This window comes from Burkholderia sp. LK4 (genome assembly GCF_001043615.1).
GTDB classification, from domain to species: Bacteria; Pseudomonadota; Gammaproteobacteria; order Burkholderiales; family Burkholderiaceae; genus Burkholderia; species Burkholderia cepacia.
This window is the reverse complement of the sequence record NZ_LDUL01000003.1, coordinates 56550-71124: the sequence shown is the minus strand read 5'-3', so window position 1 is coordinate 71124 and position 14575 is coordinate 56550. Positions and strand designations below refer to the sequence as shown.

The 14575-nt window shown below is 65.2% G+C and carries 13 protein-coding genes; 9 read left to right on the top strand and 4 right to left on the bottom strand.

The window, feature by feature from the left end:
- Window positions 1-52: 52 nt before the first annotated feature.
- The gene (locus tag VK92_RS01070; protein ID WP_048023065.1) at window positions 53-844 is read right to left on the bottom strand and encodes an IclR family transcriptional regulator; all 792 of its coding nucleotides are present in this window, start codon (window positions 842-844) and stop codon (window positions 53-55) included.
- A 159-nt stretch (window positions 845-1003) separates the two neighbouring features.
- Between VK92_RS01070 and VK92_RS01065 the strand changes: the two genes are divergently transcribed.
- From VK92_RS01065 to VK92_RS01045, 5 genes are all read left to right on the top strand, one after another.
- Window positions 1004-1780 carry an ABC transporter substrate-binding protein gene (locus VK92_RS01065; RefSeq protein WP_048023063.1) on the top strand — a complete coding sequence of 259 codons (777 nt, stop codon included), beginning with the start codon at window positions 1004-1006 and terminating at the stop codon, window positions 1778-1780.
- Window positions 1781-1868: 88 nt separating this feature from the next.
- Window positions 1869-2525, top strand: coding sequence for an amino acid ABC transporter permease (locus VK92_RS01060; protein WP_048023061.1), 657 nt, complete (start codon window positions 1869-1871; stop codon window positions 2523-2525).
- Complete coding sequence (locus VK92_RS01055; protein WP_048023059.1) at window positions 2522-3277, top strand: amino acid ABC transporter ATP-binding protein; 756 nt, start codon at window positions 2522-2524, stop codon at window positions 3275-3277. Before VK92_RS01060 ends, VK92_RS01055 begins: the two co-directional genes overlap by 4 nt.
- Window positions 3274-4584, top strand: coding sequence for an NAD(P)/FAD-dependent oxidoreductase (locus VK92_RS01050; RefSeq protein ID WP_048023058.1), 1311 nt, complete (start codon window positions 3274-3276; stop codon window positions 4582-4584). The genes VK92_RS01055 and VK92_RS01050 overlap by 4 nt, the downstream gene beginning before the upstream one ends.
- Before the next feature lie 79 nt (window positions 4585-4663).
- The gene (locus VK92_RS01045; protein ID WP_048023057.1) at window positions 4664-5395 is read left to right on the top strand and encodes a class I SAM-dependent methyltransferase; all 732 of its coding nucleotides are present in this window, start codon (window positions 4664-4666) and stop codon (window positions 5393-5395) included.
- A 36-nt stretch (window positions 5396-5431) separates the two neighbouring features.
- Here VK92_RS01045 and VK92_RS01040 read toward each other — a convergent pair whose 3' ends face one another.
- Together VK92_RS01040 and VK92_RS01035 are read right to left on the bottom strand one after the other, a co-directional pair.
- Window positions 5432-6850, bottom strand: coding sequence for a cytochrome-c peroxidase (locus tag VK92_RS01040; protein WP_048023055.1), 1419 nt, complete (start codon window positions 6848-6850; stop codon window positions 5432-5434).
- 103 nt (window positions 6851-6953) lie between these two features.
- On the bottom strand, window positions 6954-8627 hold the full coding sequence (locus VK92_RS01035) for a phospholipase C (protein WP_048023053.1): 1674 nt from the start codon (window positions 8625-8627) through the stop codon (window positions 6954-6956).
- Between the two features lie 349 nt (window positions 8628-8976).
- Between VK92_RS01035 and VK92_RS01030 the strand changes: the two genes are divergently transcribed.
- The 3 genes from VK92_RS01030 to VK92_RS39310 all read left to right on the top strand — a co-directional run bounded on the left by VK92_RS01030 (window position 8977) and on the right by VK92_RS39310 (window position 12137).
- Window positions 8977-9888, top strand: a complete 912-nt coding sequence (locus VK92_RS01030; RefSeq protein WP_048023051.1) for an EamA family transporter — start codon at window positions 8977-8979, stop codon at window positions 9886-9888.
- Window positions 9889-10353: 465 nt separating this feature from the next.
- Entirely contained in the window at window positions 10354-11220 is an 867-nt protein-coding gene (locus VK92_RS01025) for a hypothetical protein (protein ID WP_048023049.1), read from the top strand.
- A complete protein-coding gene (locus tag VK92_RS39310; RefSeq protein WP_165589150.1) occupies window positions 11172-12137 on the top strand; it encodes a prephenate dehydratase in 966 nt (321 codons plus the stop codon). Before VK92_RS01025 ends, VK92_RS39310 begins: the two co-directional genes overlap by 49 nt.
- A gap of 219 nt (window positions 12138-12356) precedes the next feature.
- Here VK92_RS39310 and VK92_RS01020 read toward each other — a convergent pair whose 3' ends face one another.
- A complete protein-coding gene (locus tag VK92_RS01020) occupies window positions 12357-12830 on the bottom strand; it encodes an Lrp/AsnC family transcriptional regulator (protein ID WP_021159174.1) in 474 nt (157 codons plus the stop codon).
- A 319-nt stretch (window positions 12831-13149) separates the two neighbouring features.
- On the opposite strand from VK92_RS01020, the gene VK92_RS01015 reads away from it, so the two are divergent.
- Complete coding sequence (locus VK92_RS01015) at window positions 13150-14535, top strand: amino acid permease (protein ID WP_021159173.1); 1386 nt, start codon at window positions 13150-13152, stop codon at window positions 14533-14535.
- Window positions 14536-14575 lie beyond the last annotated feature (40 nt).

Here is a 14575-nt window from a genome sequence, read left to right as displayed (position 1 = left end):
ATCGAACGCCGTTGCGCCATGCAACGGCGTGCCGTGTGCCGTTTCGCTGGCGCTACTCAAGCGTCCGAATCGAATTGCTGATCCCGCGCGCACAGTCGATCACGGCCGGCGCGAGCTTGCGGCGCGCATCGTCGAACGTCCAGCGGCTCGTCGGCGCGACCACGTGCACGGCCGCGACCGGCTGCCCCTGACTGCCGAGCACGGGCGCCGCGATCGACATGTCCCCGATGAACAGTTCTTCCTGGTTGGTCGCGTAGCCTTCCCGCCGCGCGCTGTCGAGCAGTGCGACGAGATCGTCGAGTGCCGTGACCGTGCGCGGCGTATGCGGCGTGCGCGCCATGCCGTCGAGCCGTGCGCGTGCGTCGCCCGGCGGCAACGCGCTCAGGAACGCGCGGCCGCTGCCGGTGCAGTACATCGGGATGCGGCTGCCGATCGGCATGTGGATCGGCACGAACTTGGTCGACACGAATCGCGCGACGTACACCATTTCGTCGTCGTCCGGCTCGGTGAGGTTGGTCGTTTCGCCGGTCAGGTTCGTGAGCTCGGACAGGAACGGATTCGCGACGTCGATCAACGTGTCGGCGGCGAGATAGTTGAAGCCGATCCGCATCACGTGCGGCGTGAGCTGGTAACGCCGCGTGACCGGATGCTTGCGGATGTAGCCGAGCTTCTCGAGCGTATAGACCATCCGCTGCGCGGAGCTTTTCGTCATCCCCGCCGCGTCGGCGACTTCCGCCAGCGTCATCGTGCGTCGTTTCGCGCTGAACGCGCGCAGCACGTTCAGCCCTTTTTCCAGCGACTGGTTGAACAGCAGATCGTTTGCTTGGTCGGGCGACGTTTCCATGGCGAGGAGCGGAATCGATTCGATATCGCATCATAGCGTATCGAATATCGATACGCAAAAATCTATTTGCGATGTTTTTGATTCGTTTTAAGATCAAGCCATCGTCGCAGTGTCGATCAGCGACCGGCCGGCGCCCGGATTATTCGAGAAGGAGTCACCATGGTTCCGTTCATCAAGCGGTTCGGCGCACTGGCCGCCGGTTTCGCCGCCTGTATCGCCCTCTCCACGTCTTCGGCGAGCGCCGTTGCTGCCGAGCCGACGCTGAAGGTCGGCGCGACGGCCACCGGCGTGCCGTTCACGTTTCTCGACGTCAAGAGCAATTCGATCCAGGGGATGATGGTCGATGCGATCACGGCAGCCGGGAAGTCGGCCGGGTTTCGCGTCGACGTGCAGCAGACCGTGTTCTCGGCGCTGATCCCGTCGCTCACCACGCAGAAGATCGACATCATCTCGGCCGCGATGCTGAAGACGCCGGCGCGCCAGCAGGTCGTCGATTTCTCCGACACCGTCTACTCGTTCGGCGAAGGCCTGATCGTGAAGGCCGACGACCCGGGCCGCTATACGTCGATGGACGATTTCAAGGACCAGGTGGTCGGCGCGCAGGTCGGCACGGCGTTCGTCGATGCGCTCAACAAGAAGGGCATCTTCAAGGAGGTCCGGACCTACGATTCGATCGCCGACATCATGCGCGACGTCGCGCTCGGGCGCATCAAGGCCGGCTTCGCCGACCAGCCGATCGTCGCGTACCAGATCGAGCACGGCGTCAATCGCCAGGTGCGGCTCGTGCCGGAATACCAGAGCGTCGTGAAGGGGCAGGTGTGCTTCATCGTGCGCAAGGGTGACACCGCGACACTCGAACAGCTCAACGGCGCGATCCGCAAGATGAAGAGCGACGGCACGCTGCAGCAGATCCTGCAGAAGTGGCACATGAGCTGAGCGTCGGCATTCGATTCCCGACCGGCATCGCCCGCGCGTCGCGGGCATTCCCGGCGGCAGGCCGTCCTGCCGTCGCATAGGAGACCTCATGTTTTTTCAGAATGCGATCGATTTCCTGCCGATCCTGCTGAAGGGCGCGGTGGTCACGATCGAGATCACCGCATGCGCGTTCGTGCTCAGCTCGGTGCTCGGGCTGATCCTGGCGATGCTGAAGGTGTCGCGCAATCGTGCCGTCTCGACGGCCGGCAGCACGATCGTCAACGTGATCCGCGGGCTGCCGATCATCGTGCAGCTGTTTTACATGTACTTCGTGCTGCCTGATCTCGGCGTGCAACTGTCGGCGTTCCAGGCCGGCGTGCTCGGCCTCGGCATCGCGTATTCGGCGTATCAGGCGGAGAACTTCCGCGCGGGCATCGAGGCGATCGACCACGGCCAGATCGAAGCCGCGCACGCGATCGGCATGCGTGGGCCGATGATCATGCGGCGCGTGGTGCTGCCGCAGGCGTTCCGCATCGCGCTGCCGCCGTACGGCAACACGCTCGTGATGCTGCTGAAGGATTCGTCGGTCGCGTCGACGATCACGGTCGCCGAGATCACGCGCGCCGGCCAGCTGATCGCGTCGTCGACGTTCCAGAACATGAGCGTCTACACGCTCGTCGCGCTGCTGTATCTCGCGCTTGGCCTGCCGCTGATGTTCGGCGTGAACCGGCTCGGCAAGCGGCTCGCACTGAGGAGGGGCGCATGATCCGGATCGATTCCATCCATAAACGGTTTCAGCAGCACGCGGTGCTGAAGGGCGTGAGCCTCGACGTGCAGCAGGGGGAAGTCGTGTGCCTGATCGGGCCGTCCGGTTCCGGCAAGTCGACCGTGCTGCGCTGTATCAACGGCTTCGAGACCTATGACGAAGGGTCGATCACGATCGACGGCGTGAAGGTCGACGCGCATTCGAAGCGGATCCACGAACTGCGGATGCGGGTCGGCATGGTGTTCCAGCGCTTCAACCTGTTCGCGCACCGCACGGCGCTCGAGAACGTGATGGAAGGGCCCGTCCACGTGCGGCGCATGCCGGCCGCGCAGGCGCGCGAGCAGGCCCGCGCGCTGCTCGACAAGGTCGGGCTTTCGCACCGGATGAATGCGTATCCGTCGGAGCTGTCGGGCGGGCAGCAGCAGCGCGTCGCGATCGCACGCGCGCTCGCGATGGAGCCGCAGGCCATCCTGTTCGACGAGCCGACGTCGGCGCTCGACCCCGAACTCGTCGGCGAAGTGCTCGGCGTGATGCGCGGGCTCGCCCGCGACGGGATGACCATGGTGGTCGTCACGCACGAAATGGCATTCGCACGCGAGGTGGCAGATCGCGTGTGCTTCCTGCACGACGGCACCATCTGCGAAAGCGGACCGGCGCGCGACGTGCTCACGCAGCCGACCCACCCCCGCACGCAGGAATTCCTGCGCCGCCTGCTGGCGTCGGACGGCGCCGACCACCCGGATCGATCATGAGCGCAACGAACGCGGCACCCGGACGGCCCGACGCGCAGTGGCCGGATTCGCTGTGGGCGGCGACCGCCGCGCCGGCGCCCGATACGCCCGCGCTCGACGCGTCCGTGTCGTGCGACGTGGCGATCGTCGGCGCGGGTTTCACGGGCCTGTCGACCGCACTTCATCTGGCCGAACGCGGCGTCGACGTCCGCGTGATCGACGGCGCGCAGCCGGGCTGGGGCGCATCGGGCCGCAACGGCGGGCAGGTGATTCCCGGGCTGAAATACGACCCCGACGAACTGGTCCGCCGGTTCGGCGACGACGCCGGCGAACAGCTTGCCGGCATCGTCGGCGGCGCGGCCGACACGGTATTCGACCTGATCGCGCGACACGCGATCGATTGCGATGCGCGACGCCACGGCTGGATCCAGCCGGCGCCGACCGCCGCGATGCTCGATACGGTCGCGCGCCGTGCGCAGCAATGGGCCGCGCGCGGCGCGCCGGTCGACGTGCTTGGCCGCGACGAAGTCGCGCGTCGACTCGGCACGCATGCCTACGCGGGCGGCTGGATCGATCGCCGCGCGGGCAGCGTGCAACCGCTCAGCTATACGCGCGGCCTCGTGCGCGCGGCGCAGGCGAGCGGGGCGGTCGTGCATGGGTCGACCCGCGCCGTCGGGCTGACGCGCGCCGACGGCCGCTGGCAGGTTGCGACGGCCAGCGGCGCGACGGTGTCGGCGGACCGCGTGGTGATCGCGACCAACGGCTATACCGACGGGTTGTGGCCCGGCTTGCGCCAGTCGGTGATCGCCGCGAACAGCTTCATCGTCGCGACGGAACCGCTCGCGCCGGAACTCGGTCGCGACATCCTCGCCGGCGGCGAGGTCGCATCGGACGCACGGCGCCTGCTGCTGTACTTCCGGCGCGATGTGGCCGGGCGCCTGCTGATGGGCGGCCGCGGCCCGTTCGCCGACCCGCGTGCGCCGAGCGACTGGCGCCACCTCGAACGCGCGACGACGCTGCTGTATCCGCAACTGAAGGGCGTCCGGTTCGAATACCGCTGGGCGGGGCGCGTCGCGATCACCGCGGATTTCCTGCCGCACGTGCACGAGCCCGCGCCGGGCGTGACGATCGCGCTCGGCTACAACGGCCGCGGCATCGCGATGGCGACGACGCTCGGCAAGCATCTGGCCGCGCATCTGTCAGGCGATGCGCAACTGCCGCTGCCGTTCCGGGTCACGCCGATCCGCCCGATCCCGTTGCACGGGTTGCAGCGCTTCTATATCGCGGCCGGGGTCGCGTGGTATCGGTTGCTCGACAGCCTGTCCTGACGCCGGCGCGAGGGCACGTCGCCAGCCGCCGTCGGATCGGGCAGAATCGGCCTGCCCAGTCTCCACCGACGGATGCCGCATGACAGACCCGAACGAACCGTCCGCCCGCCGCGTGTACGCGAGCTTCGCGCAACGCTACGCGGACATCGCGCCGACCAAGGCGCACAACGCGCTGTACGAACGGCCGGCCGCGATGGCGCTGCTGGGCGACGTCGACGGCCTGACGGTGCTCGACGCCGGCTGCGGGCCCGGCATCTGCAGCGAGCACCTCGCGCGCCACGGTGCGACCGTGCACGCGTTCGACATCACGCCCGAGATGGTCGCGCTCGCGAAGGCGCGTTGCGCGGGGCTCGCGATCGACGTCGCGGAAGGCGATCTCGCGGCGCCGCTCGACTGGCTGCCCGACCACGCTTTCGACAAGATCCTGTGCTCGCTCGCGTTCGACTACGTGCGCGATCTGACGCCGGCGCTGCGCGAATTCAGACGCGTCGCGCGGCCGGGCGCGACGCTGGTGTTCTCGATGGCGCACCCGATGCGCGACTGGATGGACGAGCGCACGCGCGGGGACGGCACGTACTTCGATACGAGCCGTTTCGGCTTCCATTGGTCGGGCTTCGGCGAACCGAAACCCTACGTCGAGGCCTGGCGCCGGCCGCTTGCCGACATCCTGAATGCGCTCGCCGACGCCGGCTGGCATCTCGACCGTTTCGTCGAACCGACACCGCTACCCGAGATGAAGGCCGTATCGGAGCGGCTCCATGCGGAACTGTCGCTGGCGCCGGCCTTCCTGTGCATCCGTGCGCGCCGCTGACGAACACGGCGTGCACGGCAACCGATAGCCGGCCCCTCAGCGCGCCGGCTCGTCGTTCAGCGTGCCCAGAAACGCTTCGATATCCTTGATGTCCTGCGCCGTCATCGCGGGCTTGTCGCCCGGCTTGCGATCGAACGGCGCATCGGTCACGTCGACGTTCGCGCGGTATTTCGGCGGAATGTCGTCGTACTCGTCGACCTTGCCGTCCGCGCCGCGCGAATAGAACTTCTGCGGCGAGATGCTGCGCTCGTTGTAGAACGCCATCACCTGGTCGAGCGTGTGGAACACGCCGTTGTGGAAGAACACATGGCGCGTCGCCGAGTTGCGCAGCGTCGGCGTGAGAAACATCCCGCAATACTGCGTCTGGTCCTTCAGGTCGTCGCGGAACGGCCCGCATACGCCGAGATCGTAGAACGCCGGGTTGCGGTTCTGCGCGAGTTGCCGGTTGCGCGGCGCGCCGAGCGCCTCGTACTGGTAATCGGTAAACATCGGCGGCAACCCGTCCTTGCCGGGCTTCGACAGGTGGCAGCCCGCGCAATTCGCCTTGTCCGGGTCGTTGAACAGGCGCAGCCCGCGCAGTTCGGCCTGCGAGAGACGCGCGCGGCCTTCGAGCCAGCGATCGTACTTGCTGTTGTACGGGTGGAACGACGGATCCTCCACCTGATAGCGCGCGATCGCGAACATCGCTTCCGACACCGCGAGCTGCGGGCTGTCGAACACGCGCGCGCCGAACAGTTTCTCGAACTGCGCGCGATGCGACGACTGCGCGAGCTTGCGCGCGACATCGTCGACGCTCGCGTTCGCCATCTCGACCGGATTCAGCAGCGGGCCGAACGCCTGCTGCTGCAGCGTATCGGCGCGGCCGTCCCAGAACATCCCGCCCTGCGGCACGAGCTGCGGCGCGGCCGACGTGCCGGCCACCTTCTGCGCCTTCACCACGCCGGCGGCCGAAGCGGCCTGCTGCGCGACGCTCGGTGCGGCGTCGTTTTCACCGGCGTCGGGGCCGATGCTGAAGTTCGGCTGGCGGTACAGGTACATCAATGACGGCGGCGGGCGATACCCCTGCTGCGTCATCGCGAGGCCGCCCGGCTGCACGTCGAGCGCGTTCGGCGGGCCGTACGCGTGATCGGGGCTGTGGCACGACGCGCACGACTGCTTGCCCGACGCGGACAGCGACCGATCGGCGAACAACGCGCGCCCGAGCTGCGCGACCGCCGACAGCGGCTGCGCGGCGGGCCGCTGCAGCACGACCGGATGCGGGTTCGCACCCGTCCAGTCGGCGACGACGGTGCCGATCGCCGCCGGTACCTGCGCGGGAAACGCGATCGCGAACGCGCCGTAGCCGAGCACGGCGGCGCCGATCGCGAACGCCGCGCGGCGCAGCAGGCGGGAAGGGGCGCGCGGCGCGGTGGTGCCGGAGGCGTCGGGAGACGGGAACGCGGGGCGAGCTGTCATGCTGTCGGTCGGAAATCGGGCGCCGCACGAAGCGGCGCGTTGAACGGAACAAACGGAAACGGCCGGCGCGTGAGGCGCCGGCCATGCGGTCATGCAATACCGGTCAGATTGCCGGTGCCGCGCTCAATGCGGTGCCGAGCGTCGGGTCGAGGTACAGCGGCGTCGTGTTCGGCTTCGACGTGAAGTCGAACAGCGCGCGCAGGTCGCCGGCCGTCGCATCGAACGAACCGCCGCCGATACGCTGGCCGCCGAGCCAGTTGTCCTCGATGAAGCGCACGACGGACGACTGGTCGAGCATCGTGTGGTCGACGTAGTTCTGCTTCGCGTACGGCGAGATCACGATCAGCGGAATGCGCACGCCCGGGCCGCAGCGGCCGTTCACGGTCGCGCCGTTCACGCCGGTGGTGCCGCCCGTGCCGCACTTGCCGTTGCCGTTGACCTGGTCGACCGGGTCGGACGACGCGTGGGTCGGCGCCGTGTACACGTGGTCGTACCAGCCGTCCGAGTCGTCATAGGTGACGATCACGGCCGTGTTCTGCCAGTCCGGCTGCTGCTGCAGGAAGTTGACGACCTTCGTCACGAACGCCTGCTCGTCGAGCGGATCCGAATAGCCTGCGTGCGCATCCTGTGCGGCCGGGGCCTTCAGGTAGCTGACCGACGGGAAGTTGCCGGCCTTCACGGCGGCGAAGAAGTCGTCCGTGTCGTACTGGTGGTTCGCGGGTTCGGCGGTCTTGCCGTCGGCCTGGAAGCTCGAGCCGATCGCCGCGACCGAGCTCGGACGCGTGTGCTGCGGGTTCGCGGTCGATGCGTAGTACTGGAACCAGTTGTGGTGCGGGATGTAGTCGGCCGTCGCGGCGTTCACGGCGGTGGCGACCGTGCTGCGCGCGCAGCCCGTCGTGCCGTTGCCGTTCGTCGTCGACAGGTTGAAGCCGCCCATGAAGCCGCCCCACGTGATCTTCGCGGCGTTCAGCAGGTCGCCGATGTTCTTGCCCGTCATCATCGCCTGGTCGGTCGTGCTCGAACACACGTCGAAGCCCGGGTCGACGTCGTTGATCATCGTGAGGCCGCCCTGGCCGTCATTGATGTAGTAAGACGAGGCTGCGAGCGTCGAAGGCTGCTTCGACGTCTTCACGATCTGCATCCCGTTGGTCTGGCCCGACACGACGTTCAGCGCGCCCGGCGTCGACGGCCCATAGACTGTCGTGTACGTGTTGTCGCTCATCGCGAAGCGCTGCGCGTAGTTCCACAGTGCGGTCACGGTGTTGCCGTCGAAGTAGCCCATCACCTGGCCCTTCGTGCCGAACGCGCCGGCGCCGCCGGACGAGCCCTTGCCGGTGTATTTCGGGAACAGGTCGGCGAGGCCGTTGTCCTCGGCCTGCTGTTCGGCCGTGTACGCGTGGTTCTGGTCGGCGGTCGCGGCCTGCGTGCGATCGAGGCGGAACGGGTTCGCCGCGTCGGTACCGTTGGCCGTGTTCGTGAAGTTCGGGTTCGCGGTCAGCAGCGTGCCCGTCAGGCCGTTCGGCGTCGGCGTGCCGGCTTTCGCGGTGAACGCCGGTTCGCCCGACGGGTTCGTCGCGTTCGGGTAGGTGCCGAAGTAGTGGTCGAACGAGATGTTTTCGCCATAGATCACGACGACGTGCTTGATCGGCGTGGCGGTCTGCAGCGCATCCTGTGACGACACGGCAGGCGTCGACGTGGGATCGTCGCTGCCGCCGCAGGCGAACAGCGCCAGCGCCGCGGCTGCGCAGGCGGTGACGAGCAAGGCTTGACGGAACATCGGGAAACTCCAGGTAAGGTCTTCGATGGTGGAGAGCGGCTTCGTCGCCGTGTCGGTTCGGCGCGGAGCTCGTGAGAGAGCACGCGCATTGGAACAGCCGCGTATGAAGATATGGGGACGGAGTGGTTTCGCGCCGATTGCGCTGCGGTATCGATTTCATTACGCCGGGACGCAAGGCGAAAGAGAACGGAAAGGGGCAGACCGCCTGCCACCTTTGCGTCACATTCCGCGGCGGGCGGGGCGATTGCCGCGGATGCCGCGCCGGGCGGACGAAAGGGCATCGCTGCCCGGTTCGCGCAACGTGCTGCATCGCGCAAGCTTTTTGACAATCGGATGACGTATTCATACGATGAACGCCCTGCGGCGACGATTTCGCGTGGCCGACCGTCAGCGAGTGCTCGTCGTGCCGATCCCCGTCCTGTTTGCCGTTCTGTGTGCCGCATTCCTGCATGCGTCATGGAACGCGCTCGTGCGCAGCAGCGGCGACCGGCTGCGCTCGGCCACCGTGCTGCAGATCGCGATCGGGCTGTTTGCGCTGCTGTTCCTGCCGGCCGCCGCGCCGATCACGCCCGCGAGCTGGCTCTGCGTCGTCGCATCGGCGGTGATCCACGTCGTCTATACGTTGCTGCTGGTGCGTGCGTACGAGCACGGCGACCTGACCGTCGCGTATCCGGTCGCGCGCGGCACCGCGCCGCTGCTCGTCACGCTCGGCGCGGCGGCGTTTGCGGGCGAGCACCTGAATGCCGGCGCGCAATGCGGGCTCGTGCTGATCTGCGCGGGCATCCTGGCGATCGGCCTGGAGCGCGGGCGCGACGCGAAGCACCGGATGATGCAGGTCCTGCCGACCGCGTTCGCGACCGGCGTGTCGATCGCGGCGTACAGCGTGGTCGACGGAATCGGCGTGCGGGAAAGCGGCAACACGGTCGGCTATACCGCGTGGATGTTCGTGCTGACGGGCGCAATGATGGCCGCGTACTACCGGCTGCGGGCGGGGCCGTTACGGCTGACGCAGGATGTCGGCGAGACGGCGAAGGCCGCGTGCGGCGGCGTGTTCGCGGCGCTCGCGTACGGCATCGTGATCTGGGCGATGGATCGCGCGCCGATGGGGCCGGTGTCGGCGTTGCGGGAAACGAGCGTGGTGTTCGCGGCGCTGATCGCACGCGTGTATCTCGGCGAGCGGCTGACGCCGCGCCGGGCGGCCGGTTGCCTGGTGATCGCGGCGGGGGCGTTGCTGATCAGTGCGTTCGAGGCGGTGGGCTGAACAGCAGCGCCTGGTTGCACAATGACAATGTCGCAAACACTCGTCTGCGCTGTCGTCGCAGCGGCGAGCGCGGATCCGACGTGGCGTTACGTCGAAGGGCATGCAGAGGCGAGCGCGCGGGTTCGAAGGTCGAAGGCCAAGTGTGACGAATGAAACGCGCCCGCGTGATGTGGGCCTTGTTGAATGCTGTCCACAACTCATAATAGACGCTACGCTGGCCGCTGCGATAAAGCTCGATGCGACCTGCTACCCACTGTCGTCAAATCGTCAATGGGCGATCACTGAATCGCCTTGCTTCGCGACGCAATGCGCAACGGAAAGCGCGGGATGGATTTATGACTGTGCATGCCAATGAGGGGCCTTCGCGCGGCGCCACGGAAGAACTATTGTTCAGGCTGGCTGAAGTGCACGCCGCGTCGGAACTGGAACTGGTGGCACAGGCCAAGAGCCAGCACCTACGTGCTGATGAAGGGCTATCCGATTCTGCTGGGCGACATGCTGAAGGTGCTGGCCGGGGATAGCGTCCTGCCTGTACCCGAGGTGGGTGAGCTGTGCCGGGTTCATTCGAAGGTTCTCGCGACGGCCGGCGAATTGGGCATTGTGACACTGGATTCGGCCACGCCATTGCTCGGTCCGTTTACCAGGCTGACCGAGATTCCCGATTGCCTCTCGAAGCTCTGGCGTTTGACGAAAATCTGGTACGAAGGCAAGTTCAGTCAGGTCGGCGCCGCGTTGGCGGCGGGCGAAATAGAGGTGGCGCGGAGCCGTGTTCAGGCAGCCTGGAACGCGTGGATGGCGTTGCACGACGCATATGTGACGGCGATGGCAGAGATGCTCGCTATCGCCCGCCGCGAGGGTGTTGCGCCGGTGATGCGCTTGTTGTGGAAAACCGCCGAGCTCAGCAAGCCGGCCTATGACACGTGGTCTGCGATGTCCAGCCAGGAATTGCTTTCGGTCCTGCAGAAACTGTTGCATGCGCACGGATCCCGCTTTTCCGTTCGCCGGGATGCGGGCTCGATTATGCTCGATATCCACAGTTGCGCCAGCGGCGGTATGTTGTTGCAGAAAAAGCTCATCACGGACGTACCTTCTCTCGGTTATGTCGATCCGGGCGATCGATCCAAGCTCGCAAACCGATGCAACCATTTTGAATATTGCACTCATTGTGTGATGTGGAATGAGCAATTGCCGCTATATTGGCATGGTCGCCCAATGTTCGAAACGGAGCCGCATCCCGACGACGCGGCTCGATGTGCGTTGAGGATAATTGGCAAAGAAATGGTATGGATTCCGACCCGGACTTACAAGATGTGGCCAGAAAAGGACTTTTGACCCGAATAGGCGCAACGGGTTCGGAGCTTGAAACCTTTATTGACAATCACTTTGGCATGAGTCAAAAAATCATCACTTTGGGGCCTCGCGGGACGTTTTCCGAGGCGGCATCAAGAATCTTCGCTTCGGAGCAGGAAGGTGCCTTCGAAATAGAATATCAACCTTCAATCGACGAAGTTTTCTCTGCATTTGACGAAAGTGCCGCCTACTGCGTCGTCCCGATCGAGAATCTTTCAGAAGGCTGTATACCTTTGGTGCTCGGAAACATTGAGCGCCATGATCTGACTATCGTATGGGAACACTTGTTGCCTGTACGATTTTCATTCATCTCCAAATGCTCAGATCTTTCTGAGGTAAGCGAGGTGTACGTCCAGTTTGTCGCACACGGACAATGCTCCAGATTTATAAATTCATTGAAAAATGTTCATATCACGACCACGCAAAGCAATAGTGAATCTATGAATCGCTTAATGGAAAGTTCACAGCCCTGCGGCGCGATAGTCCCCAGCATTTCTTACGAACCGGGAAGCACCGAGATAGAGATACAGAATGTAACGGATCGTCTCAACAATACCACGCGGTTCATCGCGCTGTCGCGCGATGATTTGAGTAGTTTGCACGCGGGGCGGATCTACAAGACATCAATACTCATCAAAGACGCGAAGAATCGTCCAGGCTCGTTGAGCGAAATACTGAATTGCTTTGCATCCAGGGGCATCAATCTAGTGTCCATCGTCTCCAGACCAACGGGCAATATTTTTGGTGAGTACAGCTTTTACGTCGACGCCGATGGGCACGCCGCGGACGCCGACCTCAAGGCAGCCTTGGACGAGTTGGGTAATCACAATTTCGTTCGATGTCTTGGGTCATACGTCAAATCACGAGATCCATGGGATGACAATGCCTCGTCGAAATGACGCGATGAGCACCGAATCGGATAGCTACTTCGTGGACGAAACACTGGCGGGGCGCACCGCCCTGATCACGGGTGGCGGCGGAGGCATGGGGAAAGCGATGATCGATGCATTTCTCCAACAGGGATGCACGATAATCGTTGCACAACGGCGAGAGCTTGTGACGCGGTATCGAGATGTTCATGCTCGGCGAGTGGCCGGTCGCTGGGGCGCCCGCTGGCCTCAGCCTTCCACCGGCATCGCGCTCGTGCACTTGATCTCGTCGAGGCACACGCTCGAATGCACGCCGCTCACGCCGGGAATGCGCATCAGCGTCTCGAGCAGGAACGTGGACAGCCCCTTCAGGTCGCGTGCGACGACCTTCAGCACGTAGTCGATATCGCCCGTCACCGAAAAACACTCCTGGATCTGCGCGAGATCCGACACGAGCTTCTGGAACTTCGACAGGTCGCGGATATGCCCGCGCTCCATCGTCACGTGCACGAAGGCGGTGACGCCAAAACCGAGCGTGTCGGGGCACAGCCGGGTTTCGTAGCGGCGGATCGCGCCGATTTCCTCCAGCCGCCGGTGGCGGCGCAGTGTCTGCGCGGGCGACAGGCCGACCGCCTTCGCCAGATCGAGGTTCGACGCGCGGCCGTTCTCCTGCAGGATCGCAAGCAAGTGCCGATCGAGGCGATCCAGAACCGGTTCATGCATTTTTATTTCCTCATCCGTCTCCTGGATGCAATCTTATCTCATAATGTAGGGTTTGCATGAACGGGTTACGAAACCCGATTTCGCCGTCGCGACGCTAAACTGACGCCGGATTTTCGTGTGCGATCGCAGCAAGGCGGGCGCGGCGACGGTCGGCGGCCGGTCTGGCGGGGACGCCGACGCGAATCGGGCGCCGCCACGCGAAGATTGCAGTCCCCAACCCGGCGGCTCCACGAACGGCCCCGGCACAGCAAAACAGCGCCCGGCACACCGAGGCGCACCGCACCCCGCTTCAGGCGGAGGCGGACAGAGTGGAGAAGACATGGTTTCTGGAAACGAGAGCGACGGCCTGAAGCGCGGGCTGAAGAACCGGCACATCCAGCTGATTGCGCTCGGCGGCGCGCTCGGCACGGGGCTGTTCCTCGGCATCGCGCAGACGATCAAGATGGCCGGCCCGTCCGTGCTGCTCGGTTACGCGGTGGCCGGCATCGTCGCGTTCTTCATCATGCGCCAGCTCGGCGAGATGGTCGTCGACGAGCCCGTCGCCGGCTCGTTCAGCTACTTCGCCAACAAGTACGTCGGCCACTTCACCGGCTTCCTGTCGGGCTGGAACTACTGGGTGCTGTACATCCTCGTCAGCATGGCCGAGCTGTCGGCCGTCGGGATCTACGTGCAGTACTGGTGGCCCGGCGTGCCGACCTGGGTGTCGGCGCTGGTGTTCTTCGTCGCGATCAACCTGCTCAACCTGGCGAGCGTGAAGTCGTACGGCGAGACGGAATTCTGGTTCTCGATCATCAAGGTCGCCGCGATCGTCGGCATGATCGGCTTCGGCGGCTGGCTGCTCGCGAGCGGCCATGCCGGGCCGGAGGCGAGCGTCCGTAACCTGTGGCAGCACGGCGGCTTCTTCCCGAACGGCGTGTCGGGGCTCGTGATGTCGATGGCCGCCATCATGTTCTCGTTCGGCGGGCTGGAGCTGATCGGCATCACCGCGGCCGAGGCCGACGATCCGAAGCGCAGCATTCCGCGCGCGACCAACCAGGTGATCTACCGGATCCTGATTTTCTACATCGGCGCGCTCGCCGTGCTGCTGTCGCTGTATCCGTGGGAAAAGGTCGTCACCGGCGGCAGCCCGTTCGTGCTGATCTTCCATGCGCTGAGCAGCAACCTGGTGGCCAACGTGCTGAACGTGGTCGTGCTGACGGCCGCGCTGTCGGTCTACAACAGCGGCGTGTACAGCAACAGCCGGATGCTGTTCGGCCTCGCGCAGCAGGGCAATGCGCCGAAGGTGCTGTGCTCGGTGAACAAGCGCGGCATTCCGCTCGCCGCGCTCGGCGCGTCGGCGCTCGCGACCGGCGTGTGCGTGCTGGTCAACTACTTCATGCCGGGCAAGGCGTTCGAGGTGCTGATGGGCCTCGTCGTGTCGGCACTGATCATCAACTGGGCGATGATCACGCTGATCCACCTGAAGTTCCGCCAGGCGAAGCGTGCGGCCCGGGAGGAGACTTCCTTCCGCAGTCTGGGCTATCCTTTCACGAATTACCTGTGCCTGGCATTCATGGCCGGCATTCTCGTCGTGATGTACCTGACGCCGGATCTCCGCCTGTCGGTGTACCTGATCCCGGTATGGCTCGCGGTGCTCGCGGTCGGGTATCGCTTCCGTCAGAAGAATGCAGGCTATGCGGTGCACGACGGCGCATCCGCACGCTGACGCAGGCCGGCCCGATCATTCTTCCAAACGAGACAGACTC